This is a genomic window from uncultured Acetatifactor sp. (assembly GCF_948601915.1).
In the GTDB taxonomy this organism is placed as follows: domain Bacteria; phylum Bacillota; class Clostridia; order Lachnospirales; family Lachnospiraceae; genus Acetatifactor.
Genome location: NZ_CAPDXS010000057.1, coordinates 1 through 18536, shown reverse-complemented (window position 1 = coordinate 18536; position 18536 = coordinate 1). Strand labels below are relative to the sequence as shown.

24 protein-coding genes are annotated in these 18536 nt (G+C 52.5%); 9 read left to right on the top strand and 15 right to left on the bottom strand.

All coding sequences use genetic code 11. The features are described from left to right. The first annotated feature begins 37 nt into the window (after window positions 1–37). The 5 genes from Q2B33_RS11500 to Q2B33_RS11480 all read left to right on the top strand — a co-directional run bounded on the left by Q2B33_RS11500 (window position 38) and on the right by Q2B33_RS11480 (window position 6285). Window positions 38–1291 (top strand): DUF4129 domain-containing protein, encoded by a 1254-nt coding sequence (locus Q2B33_RS11500; RefSeq protein ID WP_300783710.1) that lies wholly within the window; start codon window positions 38–40, stop codon window positions 1289–1291. A gap of 31 nt (window positions 1292–1322) precedes the next feature. Beyond that, the gene (locus Q2B33_RS11495; RefSeq protein ID WP_300571916.1) at window positions 1323–3239 is read left to right on the top strand and encodes a TIGR03960 family B12-binding radical SAM protein; all 1917 of its coding nucleotides are present in this window, start codon (window positions 1323–1325) and stop codon (window positions 3237–3239) included. A 117-nt stretch (window positions 3240–3356) separates the two neighbouring features. Beyond that, on the top strand, window positions 3357–4244 hold the full coding sequence (locus Q2B33_RS11490) for a TIGR03936 family radical SAM-associated protein (RefSeq protein WP_300571914.1): 888 nt from the start codon (window positions 3357–3359) through the stop codon (window positions 4242–4244). A 4-nt stretch (window positions 4245–4248) separates the two neighbouring features. After that, window positions 4249–5652 carry a ribonuclease E/G gene (locus Q2B33_RS11485; protein WP_296471195.1) on the top strand — a complete coding sequence of 468 codons (1404 nt, stop codon included), beginning with the start codon at window positions 4249–4251 and terminating at the stop codon, window positions 5650–5652. A gap of 84 nt (window positions 5653–5736) precedes the next feature. Continuing rightward, a complete protein-coding gene (locus Q2B33_RS11480) occupies window positions 5737–6285 on the top strand; it encodes an NUDIX hydrolase (RefSeq protein ID WP_296471198.1) in 549 nt (182 codons plus the stop codon). Window positions 6286–6704: 419 nt separating this feature from the next. Here the strand turns inward: Q2B33_RS11480 and Q2B33_RS11475 are convergent, their stop codons facing one another. The 5 genes from Q2B33_RS11475 to rbr form a co-directional block, all read right to left on the bottom strand. Beyond that, on the bottom strand, window positions 6705–6893 hold the full coding sequence (locus tag Q2B33_RS11475) for a hypothetical protein (RefSeq protein WP_300571911.1): 189 nt from the start codon (window positions 6891–6893) through the stop codon (window positions 6705–6707). A gap of 50 nt (window positions 6894–6943) precedes the next feature. Continuing rightward, a complete protein-coding gene (dtd, locus tag Q2B33_RS11470; protein WP_300571909.1) occupies window positions 6944–7420 on the bottom strand; it encodes a D-aminoacyl-tRNA deacylase in 477 nt (158 codons plus the stop codon). Next, on the bottom strand, window positions 7417–8760 hold the full coding sequence (locus Q2B33_RS11465) for an AI-2E family transporter (protein ID WP_300571907.1): 1344 nt from the start codon (window positions 8758–8760) through the stop codon (window positions 7417–7419). The genes dtd and Q2B33_RS11465 overlap by 4 nt, the downstream gene beginning before the upstream one ends. Then, complete coding sequence (locus tag Q2B33_RS11460; RefSeq protein WP_300571905.1) at window positions 8747–8872, bottom strand: hypothetical protein; 126 nt, start codon at window positions 8870–8872, stop codon at window positions 8747–8749. Before Q2B33_RS11460 ends, Q2B33_RS11465 begins: the two co-directional genes overlap by 14 nt. 127 nt (window positions 8873–8999) lie before the next feature. After that, window positions 9000–9602, bottom strand: a complete 603-nt coding sequence (gene rbr, locus Q2B33_RS11455; RefSeq protein WP_300571903.1) for a rubrerythrin — start codon at window positions 9600–9602, stop codon at window positions 9000–9002. Between the two features lie 181 nt (window positions 9603–9783). Here rbr and Q2B33_RS11450 point away from each other — a divergent pair, with 181 nt between their 5' ends. Further along, window positions 9784–10533: an ATP-binding protein gene (locus Q2B33_RS11450; protein WP_300571901.1), complete on the top strand. Its 750-nt coding sequence runs from the start codon at window positions 9784–9786 to the stop codon at window positions 10531–10533. Continuing rightward, complete coding sequence (locus Q2B33_RS11445) at window positions 10517–11587, top strand: tyrosine-type recombinase/integrase (protein ID WP_300571899.1); 1071 nt, start codon at window positions 10517–10519, stop codon at window positions 11585–11587. Before Q2B33_RS11450 ends, Q2B33_RS11445 begins: the two co-directional genes overlap by 17 nt. Window positions 11588–11607: 20 nt before the next feature. Here the strand turns inward: Q2B33_RS11445 and Q2B33_RS11440 are convergent, their stop codons facing one another. After that, entirely contained in the window at window positions 11608–12000 is a 393-nt protein-coding gene (locus Q2B33_RS11440) for a LysM peptidoglycan-binding domain-containing protein (RefSeq protein WP_296471219.1), read from the bottom strand. 204 nt (window positions 12001–12204) lie between these two features. Between Q2B33_RS11440 and lexA the strand changes: the two genes are divergently transcribed. Then, window positions 12205–12822, top strand: coding sequence for a transcriptional repressor LexA (lexA, locus tag Q2B33_RS11435; RefSeq protein ID WP_296471222.1), 618 nt, complete (start codon window positions 12205–12207; stop codon window positions 12820–12822). A gap of 133 nt (window positions 12823–12955) precedes the next feature. Further along, window positions 12956–13171, top strand: coding sequence for a DUF378 domain-containing protein (locus Q2B33_RS11430; RefSeq protein WP_296456869.1), 216 nt, complete (start codon window positions 12956–12958; stop codon window positions 13169–13171). A 98-nt stretch (window positions 13172–13269) separates the two neighbouring features. Here Q2B33_RS11430 and rsfS read toward each other — a convergent pair whose 3' ends face one another. The 9 genes from rsfS to Q2B33_RS11385 all read right to left on the bottom strand — a co-directional run bounded on the left by rsfS (window position 13270) and on the right by Q2B33_RS11385 (window position 18357). Then, the gene (gene rsfS / locus Q2B33_RS11425; RefSeq protein ID WP_300571896.1) at window positions 13270–13632 is read right to left on the bottom strand and encodes a ribosome silencing factor; all 363 of its coding nucleotides are present in this window, start codon (window positions 13630–13632) and stop codon (window positions 13270–13272) included. A gap of 12 nt (window positions 13633–13644) precedes the next feature. Further along, window positions 13645–14178, bottom strand: coding sequence for a bis(5'-nucleosyl)-tetraphosphatase (symmetrical) YqeK (gene yqeK, locus Q2B33_RS11420; protein WP_300914007.1), 534 nt, complete (start codon window positions 14176–14178; stop codon window positions 13645–13647). A gap of 22 nt (window positions 14179–14200) precedes the next feature. Next, window positions 14201–14917, bottom strand: coding sequence for a nicotinate-nucleotide adenylyltransferase (gene nadD / locus Q2B33_RS11415; protein WP_300571892.1), 717 nt, complete (start codon window positions 14915–14917; stop codon window positions 14201–14203). Between the two features lie 30 nt (window positions 14918–14947). Continuing rightward, window positions 14948–15238, bottom strand: a complete 291-nt coding sequence (gene yhbY / locus Q2B33_RS11410; RefSeq protein WP_296456858.1) for a ribosome assembly RNA-binding protein YhbY — start codon at window positions 15236–15238, stop codon at window positions 14948–14950. Between the two features lie 21 nt (window positions 15239–15259). Further along, the gene (gene obgE / locus Q2B33_RS11405; protein ID WP_300571890.1) at window positions 15260–16549 is read right to left on the bottom strand and encodes a GTPase ObgE; all 1290 of its coding nucleotides are present in this window, start codon (window positions 16547–16549) and stop codon (window positions 15260–15262) included. Between the two features lie 62 nt (window positions 16550–16611). Next, the gene (gene rpmA, locus Q2B33_RS11400; RefSeq protein ID WP_296456854.1) at window positions 16612–16896 is read right to left on the bottom strand and encodes a 50S ribosomal protein L27; all 285 of its coding nucleotides are present in this window, start codon (window positions 16894–16896) and stop codon (window positions 16612–16614) included. 3 nt (window positions 16897–16899) lie between these two features. After that, window positions 16900–17232, bottom strand: a complete 333-nt coding sequence (locus Q2B33_RS11395; RefSeq protein ID WP_300571887.1) for a ribosomal-processing cysteine protease Prp — start codon at window positions 17230–17232, stop codon at window positions 16900–16902. Between the two features lie 6 nt (window positions 17233–17238). Then, window positions 17239–17544 carry a 50S ribosomal protein L21 gene (gene rplU / locus Q2B33_RS11390; RefSeq protein ID WP_300571885.1) on the bottom strand — a complete coding sequence of 102 codons (306 nt, stop codon included), beginning with the start codon at window positions 17542–17544 and terminating at the stop codon, window positions 17239–17241. A gap of 186 nt (window positions 17545–17730) precedes the next feature. After that, complete coding sequence (locus tag Q2B33_RS11385) at window positions 17731–18357, bottom strand: AAA family ATPase (RefSeq protein WP_296456847.1); 627 nt, start codon at window positions 18355–18357, stop codon at window positions 17731–17733. Between the last annotated feature and the right edge of the window lie 179 nt (window positions 18358–18536).

The window sequence follows — 18536 nt, the reverse complement described above, 5'->3', positions numbered from 1 at the left end:
ATGGAAGAAAGAGCATTCCATGGAAGAAAGGATTCCAATGAATATAAAGCGGATTGAAATCGTTAATGAGTTCCTGACAGAGCAGATGAACCATTGGATGCTGTTCCCCCTGCTTCTGACGGTTATGGGAGTGATGAAGAAGCTACTCGGAACAGGAGACCCCAGCCTGGCCCTGTGGGCCCTGTGCAGCCTGATTCCCCTGGCCTTCTTCGTGTTCCGCTGCAAGGTGAGGAATCTCCTCCTGTTCCTGCTGGTCCATCTGGGCATGGCTGTTCTGGTTTTCGCCCTATCCGGCCAGTCGGTTCTGACCAGGGTCGCCTGTATGGCCTGTGTCATCGGCTATATCATCCATTCCCTTCTGCTGCGCCTGAAGCACAGCACCGTATATTCCGAGGGCATGCCCCTGGCGGTGGGAGTGGTGCTGTCGGCCGTCACTGCGCTGTTCCAGTATTATCAGGGCACAAGGGGCTGGGAGAATTACTACAACATTACTCTGATCGGAGTCATCGCGCTCTATTTCGTCATTTATTTCATGGATCATTATCTGGACTTCCTGTCCATGAACAAAAGCAGCGCCGGCTTCCTTCCTGCGGCGGAAATGTTCCATTCCGGCATGGGCCTGGTTCTGGGATATACCCTGGCGGGGATAGGCATCCTGGTGCTCAGCACACAGTTCGAATGGCTGGCCGGAATCCTCAGGCCCATAGGGGATCTGTTGCTGAAATTCCTGCGCTTCCTGTTCTCCCGGGGCTCCCATTCGGAGGAGGTGGCGGAGATTGCGCCGGCGGAAATGCCCTCCGGGGATATGGGGGGCATGGGGCTGCCGCCCGGGGAGGAGCCCTTCTGGCTCTGGGAGGTTCTGGAGTTCATCGCAATCGTCCTCTTCGGGGCCGCCGCCCTGATCGGCGCAGGGGTGCTGCTCTGGAAGCTGTTTAAATTAGTCCAGAAATACATGGTATTCCGTTATCAGAGCCAGGAGATCCAGACAGGAGAGGCCTACGACTTCCGGGAGAAATGCGAGATAGTGAAAGACAAGGACAAAAAAATATCCGGGCTGTTCACCGCGCTTTCCCCCAGGGAGCGGATCCGGAAGCTTTATAAAAAGAAGCTGACCGCCGCCACCGCCAGGATGGATGCCGGGGACAAGTCCGGCCTTGGGCTTTACACCGCCAGAGAGTGGGAGCGGAAGCTGGAGGTAAACGGTATGGCGGAGCTGTATGAGCGGGCCCGCTACTCTGACCAGGAGATTACCGGCGCGGATGTGAAACGGATGAAAGAGATATGGAAATAGCTTTTAGGCTGATCCAAAAGGAGAGAGATGTATGACGGCTATTGCACGGGAACATTCTACAGAATGCGGGAAGGGCGCTCCCCGGAAGCTGGCGCTGAGCGATGACATCCTGATGAGCATAGAGAAGCCCGTCAGGTATATTGGCGGCGAGTACAATTCGGTCATGAAGGATCCGGAGGAAGTGAAAGTCCGGTTCGCCATGTGTTTTCCGGATGTGTACGAAATCGGCATGTCCCATCTGGGGATACAGATTCTGTATGACATGTTCAATTCCATGGAGGATGTATGGTGCGAGCGGGTCTATTCCCCCTGGGTGGATCTGGACGCCGTCATGCGCCGCCGGCACATCCCTCTGTTCGCGCTGGAATCCCAGGATCCCGTAAAGGAGTTCGACTTTCTGGGCATTACGCTGCAGTATGAGATGTGCTACACCAATGTGCTCCAGGTGCTGGATTTGGCCCAGATTCCCTTAAAAGCGACTGACCGGGGAGAAGACTGCCCCATCGTCATCGGCGGCGGGCCCTGTACCTACAATCCGGAGCCCCTGGCGGATTTCTTTGATATATTCTACATCGGAGAAGGAGAGACGAGATACCGTGAGCTCCTGACCTTGTATGAGGACTGCCGGGACCGGAACCTGGGGCGGGTGGAATTCCTGCGCAGGGCGGCAAAGCTTCCCGGCCTGTATGTGCCGCGCTTCTACGATGTCACCTACAGGGAGGACGGCACCATAGAGCGGTTCTTCCCCCTGGAAGAAGGCATCCCGGATACCATTGTGAAGGAAATCGTCATGGACTTGACGGATGCCTGTTACCCCACTAAGCCCGTCATCCCCTTCATCAAGGTCACCCAGGACCGCCTGGTGCTGGAAATCCAGCGCGGCTGCATCCGGGGCTGCCGCTTCTGCCAGGCAGGCCAGTTGTACCGCCCTGTCAGAGAGAGGGACGTGGAGACCCTGAAAAAATATGCCCTGGAGATGCTGGACGGCACCGGATATGAGGAGATTTCCTTAAGCTCCTTAAGCTCCAGCGATTACTCCAGGCTGCCGGAGCTGGTGGATTTCCTGATAGAGGAGTGCAGCAAGAGGCATGTGAACATCTCCCTGCCGTCCCTGCGCATCGATGCTTTCTCCCTGGATGTCATGAGCAAGGTCCAGGACGTGAAGAAGTCCAGTCTGACCTTCGCACCCGAGGCGGGGAGCCAGCGCCTTCGGAACGTCATCAACAAGGGCCTCACGGAGGAAGCCATCTTAAAGGGGGCCGCGCTGGCCTTCGAGGGGGGCTGGACAAGGGTGAAGCTCTACTTCATGCTGGGGCTGCCCACGGAGACCCAGGAGGATATCCGGGGAATCGCCGAGCTGTCCAACAAGATTGCGGCCACCTATTTTGATACCGTCCCCAAGGAGCGCAGGGCGGGCGGGAGAGTGCAGATCGTAGCCAGCACCTCCTTTTTCGTGCCAAAGCCCTTTACCCCCTTCCAGTGGGCGGCCCAGTGCACCAAAGAGGACTTCCTGGACAAGGCCTATCTGACCAGGACTGCCATCTCCGAACAGTTGAACCAGAAGAGCATCAAATACAACTGGCATGAGGCCGATGCCAGCGTCATGGAGGGAGTCCTGGCCAGAGGCGACAGGCGGCTGTGTGACGTCATCCGCAGGGTCTATGAAAAGGGCGGCTTCTATGACGCCTGGGGAGAATATTACGACAATGACAGATGGCTGGAGGCCATGGAGGAATACGGCCTCGCTGTCCATTTCTATACCCACAGGGAAAGGCCTCTGGACGAGATCCTTCCCTGGGACTTCATCGACTGCGGTGTCACGAAGGAATTTCTGAAGCGGGAGTGGGAAAAGGCGAAGCGGGAAGAGACCTCCGAAAACTGCAAGCAGAAATGCCAGGGCTGCGGCGCTGCCAGGTTCGGAGGAGGCATCTGCCTCGAGCCCAGATAAGCCAGGGCTGTCCCGGATATACGGCGGGATGCGGCACAGCCATTTTCCGCAGCGCCGCATTCAGGCGGCAAGACAGCCAGCAACAGGGAGAAAAACTCCCGGGAAGGACGCATTCTTATGAGACTCCGTATTAAGTTCAGAAAATATGGCCCCGTCCGCTATACCGGACATCTGGATGTCATGCGCTTCTTTCAAAAGGCCATACGCAGGGCACAGATTGATGTGGTGTATTCCAGGGGCTTCAGCCCTCACCAGGTCATGGCCTTCGCCGCTCCTCTCGGCGTAGGGCTGACCAGCAATGGGGAATATATGGATATCGAGGTCCATTCCATCACCTCCTGCGCAGACGTCCTGGAGCGGCTGAATGCCGTCAGCGCGCCCGGAATAGAGGTCACATCCGTAAAGATACTGCCGGATGCCGCCGGAAACGCCATGGCCAGCGTGGCAGCGGCGGCTTACACAGTGCGCTTCCGCGAAGGCAGAGAGCCTGGGGCGGATTTGGCCGCGGCTCTGCCTACCTTTCTGTCCAGGGAGCAGATATTGGTCACCAAGGAGACGAAGAAAGGAAAACGGGAGGTGGACATCAGGCCCGGCATCTTTCAGCTTGCCGTCTGTATGGAGGACTTCTGTATGGAAGAGGGGCAGACCGGCGGGCGCATGGTCATCCGTATGCTGGTAGATGCCTCCAGCAGCGGAAATATCAAGCCTGTCCAGGTGATAGAGGCAATGCTTGCGGAACAGGGGGAAAGCCTGCAGGAAAATGCGCTTATGATCACCAGGGAAGAGGTGTACGCCGAAATGCCCTCCTCCCATGATACCGCTGCATCGGAGCGGATACTTGTTACATCAGAGCGTGTGCTTGTCCCCCTGGACGCGGTCGGAACAGGGCATTCCATGGAAGAAGGGCATTCCGTGGAAGAAGGGCATTCCATGGAAGAAGGGCATTCCGTGGAAGAAAATCATTCCCCGGAAGAAGAATATTCCCTGTATGGCAAAGGAGATTGATGACATGAGCAGAAGCATTGCGCCAAAATCCTCTGTAACCCTTACGGAAGAAGAGACGACGCTGCGTAAGACCACAGACCAGGGGAAGCTGCTTTTCACATCCTATCGCGGACAGCGCTGCGCTCTGGCCATACAGAACAACCGCCTGGTGGAGGCATCCTTTTTCCCCCAGATTCCCAGCAAGATAGGCTCCGTCTACATCGGCAAAGTCAAGAACATAGTCAAGAACATCAATGCCTGCTTTGTGGAAATCGAAAAAGGGGAGCTGTGCTTCCTCTCCCTGAAGGAAATCAATGCGATGCCGTCCTGGAACGCCCCTTTGAACCGTATCGCAGACGGGCGGCTCCTGGAGGGAGACGAAATCCTTGTCCAGGTCACCCGGGATGCCCAGAAGTCGAAACGGGCCTCCGTGACCACCCAGATTTCCCTGTCCAATGAGTATTTTGTGCTGACAATGGGCTCAAAGAGAGTATGCTACTCCACAAAACTCGGCAAAAAACGAAGGGAACTCCTGCACAGGATATTGCGGGATGCAGGGATTCTGGGCACAGGCCAAGGCGACTGCCTGGTACAGGAATGCCGGGCGCTTTTGTCGGATGCCTGGCTGAGCCGCCTGAAATCCGAAAGCCTCGAACTCATGTCCTTTGTCCTGCCTTCCACCGGAATGATCGTCCGTACAAAGGCTGCGGAACAGGAGAGTGCGGAAGAGCTGCTGGAACATTTCTACGACCTGGCCGCACAGTATATCAGGCTGCTTTATTTTGCCAGATACCGGAACTGCTTTTCCTGTCTGAGAAAGGCGAATACAGAGGTGGAAGCCACGCTGATGCAGTTTTCGTTCAATGGCGCGGCATCCGAAGAGGCCCCATCATGGGAAATCATCACGGATCAGAGGCCGCTTTATGAGCAGATCATGCACTATGAGAAGGAGAATGCCCTGGATGTCCCGGTGCGTCTGTACCAGGACAGCATGCTTTCCCTTTCCGCGCTGTATGGCATCGAGGGGAAGCTGAAACCGGCGCTGGAGACCAGGATATGGCTGAAATCAGGCGGCTATCTGGTCATAGAGCCCACGGAGGCCCTGACAGTCATAGACGTGAATTCCGGGAAGTGCGAGGATGGGAAGAATCCTGAGGACACATACCGCAGCATCAATCTGGAGGCGGCGGAAGAAGTGGCGTTCCAGCTTCGGCTGCGGAACCTTTCAGGCATTATCATCGTGGATTTCATAAACATGCAGTCGCCCGGCGACAATGCACAGCTACTCTGTGTGCTGAAGTCCCTTGTAAAGCGGGACAAAGTAAAGACTACAGTTGTAGACATGACGCCGCTGGGTCTGGTGGAGATTACCCGGAAAAAAATCAGCAAACCGCTGCGGGAACAGCTTCATTTTTCGGATGTATTGTAAAAGCTGTCTCGTAAATGAAGAAAAGGGTTGTCAATAGCTTTTTGAAAAAGTGGGGGAATTTATAAAAAGGAGTCTGGAAAAGTCATGGAATTGACAAAATTTGAAAAGGTCAGGGACGGAAAATATCTGAAGAACTATGAACTTACTTATCGAAATAAGGCTGGCAGGGAAAAGAAGTACGAAATGGTCAGCCGCCGGGAACTCGCCGGCATAGAGGATGTTGGCGGCAAGCCAAGCGGTGTGTCCATTGTAGCCACCTATGGGGACAGGATGCTCCTTCTCCATGAATTCCGAATGGGCGTCAACCGCACGATATACAACCTGTGCGCCGGAATGCTCGAGCCCGGCGAATCCATTGAGGAATGCGTCGCAAGGGAGCTCTATGAAGAAACCGGATTGAAAGTCAAAAAAATCAAAAAGATTCTGCCCCCGTCCTTTGCAGCCGTCGCCATTTCCGATACAACCACCTACATCGCCTTTGTGGAGGCCGAAGGCGATTTCGAGGACCACACTTCGGAAAACGAACAGATTGAAGCCAGGTTCTATACCAAGGAAGAAATCAAACGGCTGCTGGAAACGGAAAGCTTCAGCTCGCGGGCACAGATGGCGGCTTATTTCTTTGCGGAGGGGTAAGTGGGGTGCCGCATCCAACTATTCGCAAAAGGATAGTTTAACGAATAGTTCTGGATAGCGGAAAGATTTTGCCGGTGTCTTCGTCTACAGGAAATTAATTTATTAATTTTCCCTGGGAATATTGCAATCGGGATGTGCATATGCTATAATGCCGATAGGCAAAGAGGTAATTGCTTAGGTCCATGTGACAAAGAACGAACCCCCTGACCGTGTGCTAGCACAGTCAGGGGGTTCTTCCCTTCTTTTATAGTGGCAGGTCACCCACTAGGCCCATTAGTTGTCCTTGTGGCCGCCGTCGAGCCATTTGACGATGTAGTGTACAATCACACCGCCCAGGACGGTCGCCAGTAAAGAGGTAATTATGTCCATGTGCCCACCTCCTTCCTGTTGTCAGGATTTCGGCTAGGACAACGAGGACATTATACCACATGCTCCAGCATTGTTCCACTCTTTTTTCTGTTGGCGGCCTCCATGCTCTTTCCACCCTGCGGCGCTGCCCGGCTCCGCAGGGTGGCGTCCCTCCTTTCGGCCGGATCCGTGCTGCAGCAAATTGATTTATTGAAGATCACGGCGTCCCTGCTGGCGAGCTTCATAAGCTTCATCGTCATTTTCTTATTTAGGACCTGCTCCCGGCGGCCTATGTCGTGCAGCAGGAAGGTTAATTCATTTGAAGGTTTAATTCATTAGAGTCTAGGATTACTGTGAAGGGGCCGTCATTGACCAGGGAGACATTCATGTGTGCGCCAAAGCTTCCGCTTTCCACTGTCGGTATCTCCTGTCTGCATTTTTTCAGGATATATTCGTAGATTCTGTTTGCGGCGTCAGGTGGCGCAGCGTTCACGAAGGACGGTCTGTTGCCTTTCCGGCAATCCGCATAGAGGGTAAACTGGGAAATGATAAGTAGCTGTCCTCCCACGGATTTCAGGTCCAGATTGGTCTTGCCGTTCTCATCGCTGAAAATCCGCAGCCCCAGCAGCTTCTTTACCATCTTATCCGCTATTTTCTCAGGGGAAGGCCCTTCCACGTCAGCGGCGCTGATGCCTACGAACGCCAAAAAGCCCTGCCCGATTCTTCCGATGACCTGATTGTCTACGGTCACATCGGCTTCTTTCACTCTCTGTACTAGAAATCTCATTTGTCTTTATCGTCACCTTTCGTCTTTTTGTCCCGGGAACGCACTTCTCCCCTGTTGATGTGGAATCCATTGACCTGCCTGGCCGATTTTCCTTCCGGAACCATGGGATGTATCCCCTTCTCGTCTATGTATTCCACAGATTCGTACTGGTTTGTATCTTTCGGCAGATGCTTCTTATCCAGCTTCGTATTGACGAAGGCCCTTACGGCCGCATAGATGACTGCAAAGATCGGCACTCCTACAATCATCCCGAATACGCCCAACAGGCCTCCGAAGAAGGTGATTGCAAAAATGACCCAAAATCCGGTCAGGCCGGTGGAATTGCCCAGTATCTTGGGGCCAAGGATATTGCCGTCAAACTGTTGGAGCGCCAGGGCGAACAATGCGAAATAGACGCAGTTCAGCGGATGCATGGGGTCTACTACGAAAATCAGGACAGTGCTGGGAATCGCGCCCAGAAACGGCCCGAAAAAAGGAATGATATTCGTACATCCGATAATCACGCTTATCAGCATGGCATAGGGCGTGCCCATGAGAGACGTACCAACGAAGCACAGGATGCCGATTATTATGGAATCCAGAACCTTCCCGCTCAGGAAACCGATAAACGTCCTGTGGGTAAAGCGGAAATTCCTTATCACAATATTGGCCGTATCCTGTTCAAATAAAGCGTATGCCGATTTCTTTGCCTGGGCTGCGAAGCGCTCCTTGTTCGCAAGCACATAAATCGATATGATGAAGCCGATGATGAAATCCCACAGGACGTCGATTACGCTGATTACGCTGAGGGATACTGTCTTGATCAGCGAGGCGGTATTCGGGAGGATATTTTTGATCAAATCGTTGATTTGGTCTTCCATCTGGTCGAAAGTCTTCGTCACATAGCTGCCAATTTCCGGATTGTCCTCCAGGGTCTGCTCGATCCACGCCGTGACATTGGAGCTGTAGGAATCAAAGTTATCGATGATGCCCTGCACGCTGGGGATGATTTGCGAAATCAGCATGGAAACCAGCATATAGATTAACTCCACGAACAAGAAGGCCGTAATCAATATGCCGGTTCCCCTGATGAATACCCTGCGTCTTCTGCTTCTCTTTATGCTGCATTTATCCAGAAGCGGTGTCAGAACCTTGTTCTCTACGAAATTCAATACAGGAGTCAACAGATATGCCGTGGCCAGCCCAAACAGAACTGGTTTCAGGATATCCAGTATCCTGCCGACGCCCAGCTTGATGTTCGTGCTGTGGAAAATGAAATAATAAAAAGTGATTCCTCCTGCTATGACGGCAAAGGCCGTCAATCCCCATCGAATATATTTACTGTCTTTATTGAATTTCATACAGGTGCCCTTTCTTGTAAGCTTCCCCAAATGCAATCTGCCATGGAATGCCTTTTATCTGGAATGCATCTTCATATGAATGCTCTTCTTCATTGGAATACACTTCTTCCAATGGAATGCACTTCTTTCATTATAATACACTTAATTTCTTCGCATAACAAGTGGGCTTTCCGAAGATTTCCAAAAATTTTCTTTTTTCCACATAAAATTTTATATCCCGGCAAATTTCCCGGCAAATCCTAGCAGATTCTTCCCTCAAAAGGCGACAGTTCAAAACGGATGAAATACCCCTGGTCATGGCGGCATACCGGACAGGCCTTAGGCGCCTTTGTACCCTTGAACACAAAACCGCAGTTCAGGCACATCCACTCCTCTTCCACATCCGACACAAAGAGTTTTCCCTCCTTGAGCAGTTGGGCATATCTTCCGAAGCGGTCTCCATGAACCTTTTCAACCTGCGCAATCTGCAGAAAAGAGGACGCTATCTGGTCAAAGCCTTCCTTCTTCGCGGTTTCCCCGAAAGACCTGTAGATGGGGTCATGCTCCTCATACTCATTGTGCTGCGCCTTATCCAAAAGATGCCATACATCATCCGAGATGTCTACGGGATAGCCGCCGTCCACGGTAATGGTGCTTCCTGCCAGATCCTTTAAATGATTGTAGAAAATTTCCGCATGCTCCTTTTCCTGAGAAGCCGTATAGCCAAAAATCGCGCTGATGACATACAAGCCGTTTTTCTTCGCCTGTGAGGCGGCGAAGGTATATCTGTTCCTCGCCTGGCTCTCTCCGGCGAAAGCCCTCATCAGATTGTCCTTTGTAACACTTTCCGCAAATTTTACCATATTGATTCCTCCTTAAATTGTACCATGGAATGCTCTTCTTCCATGGAATGCTCTGATAAAAGTATATCCAATCGGAAATAAAATATAATGGGTACTCTCTAAATTACCTATTGTCTTTATTTCTTAAACATACTAAAATAATATGGAACATAAAAACATATCAGGAAAGAGCAGGGAACATATGAAACTACAGCAGGTATTAAGCTATGTCCGCAAGGCAGTGGACGACTATCAGATGATAGAGGAGGGGGATAAGATTGCCATCGGCATCTCCGGCGGCAAGGACAGCCTTACGCTTTTGTATGCGCTCCACAGCCTGAGGCGATTCTATCCGAAACATTTCGACATCCATGCCGTCACGGTAGACCTGGGCTTCCAGAACCTAAATCTGGATAAGATCAAGGATCTGTGCCGGGAACTGGAAGTGGAATACACCATTGTACAGACGGACATCGCCCAGATAATTTTTGAGCAGCGTAAAGAGGACAACCCCTGCTCTCTCTGTGCCAAGATGCGCAAGGGCGCCCTGAACCAGGCAATCAAGGAGGCAGGGTGCCAAAAAATCGCCTATGCCCACCACAAGGACGATGTGGTGGAGACCATGCTGATGTCCCTTATCTTCGAGGGCAGGTTCCATACCTTTTCCCCGGTCACATACCTGGACAGGACGCAGCTCACGGTCATCCGCCCTCTGCTGTACATGAATGAATCGGATGTCATCGGCTTCGTCCATAAGTACGGCGTACCTGTAGTAAAGAGCCCCTGTCCCGCAGACGGATATACCAAACGTGAGTATGTAAAGAATCTGCTCCGTCAGTTGAACCAGGAAAATCCCGGGGTAAAGGAGCGGATGTTCACGGCAATTCGAAACAGCAATGAAGGCATTTCTTCATTAATGAAAGGTTGGGGAATCGATGGCAGTTTTAAATGAACATAATTACCATGACGAACAGAACAAACAAAATATCCTGAAGATGAGGGCCGTGCTGGAGACCCTTCCCCCTTTCTGCAAGACCTTCTTCCGGGGAATCGAGGAATACACCTCCGCCCGCACCAGATTGGCCTACGCCTACGATATCCGGCTGTTCTTTGAATATCTCCATGAACAGAACGCCCTGTGCAGGAAAATCGAGATCAGGGACTTCCCCTTTTCGATTCTGGACGAGCTGACACATCTCGATATCGAGGAATATCTGGAATATATGTCCCTGTACCAGAAGGACGGCAAGGACATCACAAACGCGGAGCGGGGAAAATCCAGAAAGCTGGCCGCGCTGCGCAGCTTCTACAATTATTTCTACAAGGCTGAGATGCTCAAGAACAATCCGGCCTCCCTTGTGTCCCTGCCAAAGCTCCACGACAAGGAAATCATACGCCTGGAGCCCAATGAGGTGGCAATCCTGTTGGATCAGGTGGAAGACGGCACCAAGCTTACCAAAAAGGAACTGGAATATCATAAAAAGACAAAAATAAGGGACGTGGCCCTGCTGACCCTGCTCCTGGGAACCGGCATCCGTGTATCGGAATGCGTAGGGCTGGATCTCCAGGATGTCAACTTTGACGTATGCGGCATCAAGATACGCCGAAAGGGCGGGTATGAAGCCATAGTCTATTTCGGCGAGGAGGTAGAGACCGCGCTCCTGGACTATCTGGAGGAGCGCGAACAGATCATTCCTCTGGATGGCCATGAAAACGCACTGTTCCTTTCCCTACAGAACCGCAGGATGACAGTCCGGGCCGTGGAGAACCTGGTCAAGAAATATGCCTCCAGGGTGACCACCCTCAAAAAGATTACGCCACACAAGCTGCGGAGCACCTACGGCACGAACCTCTATCAGGAGACAGGCGACATCTACCTGGTAGCGGACGTCCTCGGCCATAAGGATGTCAACACCACGCGAAAGCATTACGCCGCCCAGCAGGATGCCAACCGCCGCAGGGCTGCCCAGTACGTAAGGCTCCGGGAAAAGCCGTCGGAGAAATAGCTGCTACCTTCCGCTGTTCGTCATTCTACATATTCATCGGAATAATAGGGGACGATCAATGTCTGTCCGGCCATGAGCGTACCGGCGCCGTCCAGGTGGTTGATGCTCTGGACTTCGGCGATATACCTGTTCTTGTCCTTATAATGGTCATAATTAATGTATTCGTCGGCGAGGCTCCAGAGGGTCTCGCCCGTCTCAACGGTGATGCTGGTATAATATTTAAAGCCGCTTCCGGCATGGCTCTTTATAGAAGAACAATATATGCTGCCTGTTATGATGACACAGGTGATCGCCAGCATGGCGAACATGGAAATCAACAAGCGGCGGCGGCGCTCTCTGCGCAGCCTCAGCATACATCTGTAAAACCTCAGTTCCCCGTTGTTCATCCTGCTGACGCTCTTCTGCCCTCTCATGATCCTGCTCTCCTCCCTGTCCCTGAAACGCTCATATGTTCCGGAACATCTGTTCTGTTTTGGATTATAATACAAGAACATCTGTTTGTCAACAAAAAGCGAACATATTTTTGGAATATATGTTTGCTTTTTTTTCTCATTTGTGATAAGCTTGAGATAGCAAATGAACAGGATAATGAAACGGCTTTGACAGGAGGTAAATATATGGCATCTGGAAAGATATCAGCCAAGCAGCAGGAAATACTCGATTACATCAAGGATGAGATACTGAAGAAAGGCTATCCGCCTACAGTCCGTGAAATCTGTGAGACCGTGAGCCTGAAGTCCACCTCTTCCGTCCATTCCCATCTGGAGACTCTGGAGAAGAACGGTTATATCCGCAGAGACCCTACCAAGCCAAGGGCCATCGAAATCTGTGACGACAGCTTCCAGATGATACGCACGGAGATGGTGAACCTTCCCATCATCGGCAATGTGGCCGCAGGGCAGCCTATCCTTGCGGAGGAGAATATCGAGGATTATTTCCCTGTGCCGGCGAACCTGGTGCCAAGCGGCGAGTCCTTCGTGCTCAATGTCCGGGGAGATTCCATGGTCAACGCGGGAATCTTCAATGGCGACAGGGTCTTTGTCAACGCCTGCAGCACGGCCAGCAACGGGGAGATCGTGGTGGCCCTGATCGACGATTCCGCCACGGTGAAGACATTTTATAAAGAGGATGGGCATATCCGCCTGCAGCCCGAGAACGACTCCATGGCACCCATCATCGTGGACGACTGCCAGATTCTGGGCAAGGTATTCGGTATATTCCGTTTTTATCGCTGATTTTTCATGATTTGTCTCGTTTCTGCCAGAAATTTCAGCTCTGCCGAATCTCCAGGCAATGCATAAATCAGCCTTTATTGCAGATATTAGTATAGCCGGGACTTTAAATGCCGCGCAGAAAAGAGGGAGACAAATGGGAAATAAATTTTTGGACGGTACTGCCCTTACCATTGCCATCATCGGTGCAATCAACTGGGCTTTGATTGGCATATTCCGCTTCGATTTGGTAGCCTTTATCTTTGGCGATATGTCGTGGCTTTCCAGAATCGTCTACGCAATCGTAGGCCTCTGCGGACTCTATCTGATCAGCTTTTATATGCACCTTGGCAACAGAGAGGAATCAGTATAACGAAAAAAGGAGCCCCTGGCCGGATTGTCCGAACCAAGGGCTTCCTTTTTGCTGTGATTTGGCTGCTGTAATCAACTGTAATGTTCTGTCACGCTCTCTCAGGCATCCAGATCCTGTATCTCCATCTGCCTGCCGTCTCTCCAGATGCGCTCCAAATCATACAGGCGCCTGTTCTCCCTGTCGAAGATGTGGACGATCAGATCGCCGAAATCCAATAGAATCCAGTTCGCCGTCTGATATCCTTCCGTCTGTCTCTCCGGATATCCGGCCCGGCCCAGGGTCTCCTGCACATTGTCGCACAAGGTCTGGACCTGGTTCCTGTTGGAGCCGCTGGCGATGATGAAGTAATCCGCAATGACAGAAACCTCGCTGATGTCGATGATGCGAATGTCTTCCGCCTTCTTGTCCTCCAGCGCATGGATGGCCATCCGGGCCATTTCCTTTGCGTTCTTATTCTCCATAAAATCCTCCCGTCATTTTTTATAATATTTCCATGTCTCTTCCGTCTTAGGGTCGATTTCGTTGCCGGTATCCTTCAGATAGTCCAGTGTATCCGACAGGATTCGGACAAAGGCCTTGTCCAGGTCCACAAAAGCGATCCTTCTAATCTCCGCCAGATTTGCCGCGTGCGTCCTGCCCGGCTCGATATAGTCGGCGATGAAGACGATTTTTTCCAGAGTGCTCATATTCTGCCTGCCCGTGGTATGGCTGCGGATAGCGTTCAGGATATCCGGATTGCTGACGCCATATTTCTGATAGGCAAGATAGGCCCCCACCTTTGCGTGGAGCAGGAAAGGGTTCTTCTTCTCAACCGCCGTGACGGGAATCTTATTCTTTTTACAGATGGAAAGGCGTTTCTCGTCCGTAAGGCATTTCGCGCAGTCGTGGAGCAGACCGGCGATCTGCGCGTCCCTGACGTCGCAGCCGTAGCGCATGGCCAGCGCCGCCGCAGTGTATTCCACCCCTAAGGTATGCTCGAAGCGCTTGCTGTCCTGCACCTTTTCCATGGCTCTTCGAAGCTTCTTCAAACTAATCGCTTTTTTCACGGTAAAATCCCTTTTCTCTGATATATGCTAATACATCGTCGGGCACCAGATACCTGACGCTCTGTCCTCTGCGGACGCGCTCCCGGATTTCCGTGGAGGAAATGGACATATGAAGGAAGGGGAGCAGCGCGATCTCCCGCCCCTCACAGAACCGCTCCTCCAGTTCGCGCTTTTTCGCCTCCATCTCCGGCAGGGTATTCTCTCCCCGGACCGCGGCCACCAAAGTACAATTGGCGAAAATCCGCTCCGGTGCTTTCCATTTCTCGATGGAGAACAGGCAGTCGGCCCCGGCGATGAAGAAAAATGCATCCTCCGGATATTTCCCGCGCAGCTCCTCCAGGGTCTCGCAGGTATAGGTATACCCCTGTCGCTTTACCTCCAGGTCAAGGCATCTGAAACGGCCGTTGCCCCTGACGGCAAGCTGTGCCATCCGGAGCCGCTCCGCGCCCGGCAGGATATTCTGCGCGGCCTTCATATAGGGCATCCCTGCGGGAAGCATCCAGACCTCGTCCAGCTTCAGCGCATCCAGAGCCCATTCCGCCAGCATCAAATGTCCCACATGGATGGGATTGAATGTCCCTCCCATAAGGCCTATCCGTCTCGTTCCCATGGGAGGCGTTTCCTCCATGGAATGCTCTTCTTCCATGGAATGCTCTTCTTCCATGGAATGCTCTTCTTCCATACGGATACTCTTCTTCATTTTCCTCTGCCTGCCCCCCTTATCCGAAAATCATCTGGGAAGCACGATCTTGGGCTTGTCCCTGTCCGGCTTATACAGCACGATTCGCTTGCCGATGACCTGCACCACCTGGGAATGGGTGCGCCCCGCCACCATCTCCGCTATCTCGTTCGGGTCGTCCGCGCAGTTTTTCAGCACCGCGATCTTTACCAGCTCGTTTTTGTTGAACGTCTCCTCTATAGCCGCTGTCAGCTCCGGGGTAAGGCTGGCCTTCCCCACCTGGAAGACAGGCTTCAGATTGCTGGCCAGGCTTTTCAGATACGCTCTCTGCTTGCTCGTCATAGTCATGATTATCCACCTTCGTTATTTATAATAGTCAAAGGAATGCCCGTATATGCGGACGGTATCGCCGTCCTGGATCCCCAGCGCCTCCAACTGCTCCAGTATGCCGTTGGTCTTCAGGAAATTCTGGAAGAAGGCGAAGCCTTTCTCGCTGTCCAGGTTGGTGTATCCCAGCATTTTCTCCACCCGGGGGCCCTCCACCACGTACTCGTCTTTGGCGGCATCGTACTCCACAGTATAAGGGTCATTCTGATTGGCGGCTGCCTGCTCCGGGAAGAACTCCTGTTCGAATACAGTGACCTCGCTTCCGAGCTCCTCCAGCATCCCGTTCACATGGTACAGCAGCTCTCTCACGCCCTCTCCGCTGACTGCGGAGATAGGGTATACTGGAATCCCCTTTGGCTCGAATTCCGCCTTGATGGCATTCACAGGGCTGTCGTCCCGGTCGTAGATTACGTCGATTTTGTTGGCGGCAATGACCTGGGGCCGCCTGGCGATATCCGGATTGTAGGCGTCCAGCTCCTTATTGATGGCGTAGATATCTTCAATGGGGTCGCGCCCTTCCGTACCGGCCGCGTCCACGATATGGATAATCACCTTGGTGCGCTCGATATGGCGCAGGAACTCATGCCCCAGCCCGATCCCCTCCGAGGCCCCCTCAATCAGCCCCGGGATGTCCGCGATGACGAATCCGTTAGTGCCGTCCAAATCCACCACGCCCAGGTTGGGGTTCAGGGTGGTAAAGTGGTAGTTTGCGATTTTCGGCTTCGCGTTGGTGACCCTGGCCAGAAATGTGGATTTGCCCACGTTGGGCAGCCCTACCAGGCCTACATCCGCAATGACCTTCAGCTCCAGCAGGATCTCCAGTTCCTTTGCCGGACGTCCCGGCTGGGCGTAGGTGGGGGCCTGCATGGTGCTGGTGGCATAGTGCTGGTTCCCGCTGCCGCCGCGCCCGCCCTTTAAGAGGGTGACCTGGCGGTTGTCGCCGGACATGTCCACGATGACCTGGCCGCTGGCCGCTTCCTTGATGACCGTCCCAGGAGGTACCTTCAGCACAATGTCGCTGCCGTCCTTGCCCCGGCAGTTGCGTTTGCCGCCGGGCTCTCCGTCCTGCGCCTTGTACTTCCGGACATTTCGGAAGTCAATCAGCGTGTTCAGGCCCTGATCCACCACGAAAATCACGTCTCCGCCCTTGCCGCCGTCCCCGCCGTCAGGCCCTCCCGCCGGCACATACTTTTCACGGCGGAAGGACACATGGCCGTCCCCGCCCTTGCCGCTCCTCACATATATCTTGGCTCTGTCTGCAAACATAAACGATACCTTTCATAAAACGAGGACTCCAAACGGATTGTTTGGAGTCCCTGCCGATTGAACTATTCCTCTACAGGATAGACAGAAGCACACTTTCTGTCTCTTCCCTTTCTCTCGAAACGAAGGATACCATCCACCTTTGCGAACAGAGTATCATCTCCGCCTCTCCCTACATTCACGCCGGGATGAATCTTGGTTCCGCGCTGTCTGTAAAGGATATTTCCAGCCTTCACGAACTGTCCGTCAGCCCTCTTCGCGCCTAATCTCTTAGATTCGGAGTCTCTTCCGTTCTTGGTGGAACCAACTCCCTTTTTATGAGCGAAAAATTGAAGGTTCATACGAAACATGGTCTACACCTCCTCGAATTTTACTTGTAAATACTTATCGCCGTATTCCTTGCTCAGGTTTTCCAGGGAAAAAACCATGGAATCCATCAGGAAACCCGACTTTTCCTGCAGGACGCTTTCAAAATCGCATTTCAAAAACCCTGTCTGCTCATTCTCCGTGACCGTCAGCCTTTCCCCGGCCAGTTCCTCCAGGGAATTGACGGTGCCGATGGTAAGGGCCGATATGGCCGCGCAGAGGATATCAGGTCTGCCGCGTTTTGCGTATCCCGCATGCCCCATACAGTAGAAGCCTCTGTAGGAGCCATCTTTGTCTCTGCAGATCACTACAGTCGTCATAGCCGATTATGCATTGATTTTGTCGATTTTGACCTTTGTGTAAAGCTGTCTGTGGCCGTTCTTCTTGTGATAGCCGGTCTTTCTCTTGTACTTGTATACAATGATTTTCCGACCCTTGCCCTGCTCTACCACAGTCCCGGATACAGTAGCGTTGGCAACATCCTGGCCTACCTTCAGTCCCTCATCGCTCACAGCAATGACACGGTCAAAGGTAATGGCGCTGCCGGCTTCCCCTTCGAGCTTCTCGACACTGATGACATCGCCCTCGGAAACCTTGTACTGCTTTCCGCCCGTTACAATAATTGCGTACATAATTAGGCACCTCCTATTCATGAACCGACAGGTTCATTTTACTCGCTGGCTTTGGTGGCATCCGCGCTCTGCGGACACGCTTCTACCGAACCATGCGGCATTTGTGCACATACACCTTACATAAATGCAGCCATATCATGCACACTAGGACATCATAGCACAAGGCGCCTCATTCTGTCAATAGCTTCAACCGTTTTTCTTCTCAAAATCTTCCACATACTGGACAATCAGGTTCACAGTGCCGTCCTCCCCCAGGACGCTGCTGTTGATGCACAGGTCGTAGCTGTCCGCCCGGCCCCATTTCTTGGAGGAATAGTAATTGTAATAGCTCTGGCGCTGCTTATCCTTCTTGACGATCATGTCCCTGGCCTTGCTCTCGCTTAGGTTGTACCGCTCCATGACATGCTTCGTCTTGGCCTCGTCATTGCCGTAGATGAACAGGTTCACCACATTCGTGCGGCCGGCCAGCGCATAGTCCGCGCAGCGCCCCACGATGACGCAAGGCCCCTCGTCCGCAATCTTCTTGATGGTGTCGAACTGGGCCAGAAAGACCTTGTGGCTGATTGGCATATCCACGAAAGAAGAATTGTTATAGCCAAAAGAGTAGGTATCCATGACCAGGTTATACAGAAAAGAGTTGGTAGGCCTCTCGTCATGGTTCTGGATCATCTCCTCGCAGAACCCGCTCTCCTTGGCGGCCCTGGTCAGGAGGTCCTTGTCATAACATTTGATTCCGAAGTAATCCGCTACCTTTTCGCCGATCTCACGCCCTGCCGAACCGAATTGCCGTCCAATCGTAATCACTGTATTCATATTGATACCTCGCTTTTTTCAGAGTATAAAAGCATTATTGCAAAATAAATACTTTTATCTGATTATATTATATAACATTTGGAAGATTTAGACAATAGGAAATGAAGTTAAAGTATTTTTAACAACTGATGAAAATACTCCGGCAAAGGCGCGTCCACCTCCACGTACTCCCCGGTGGA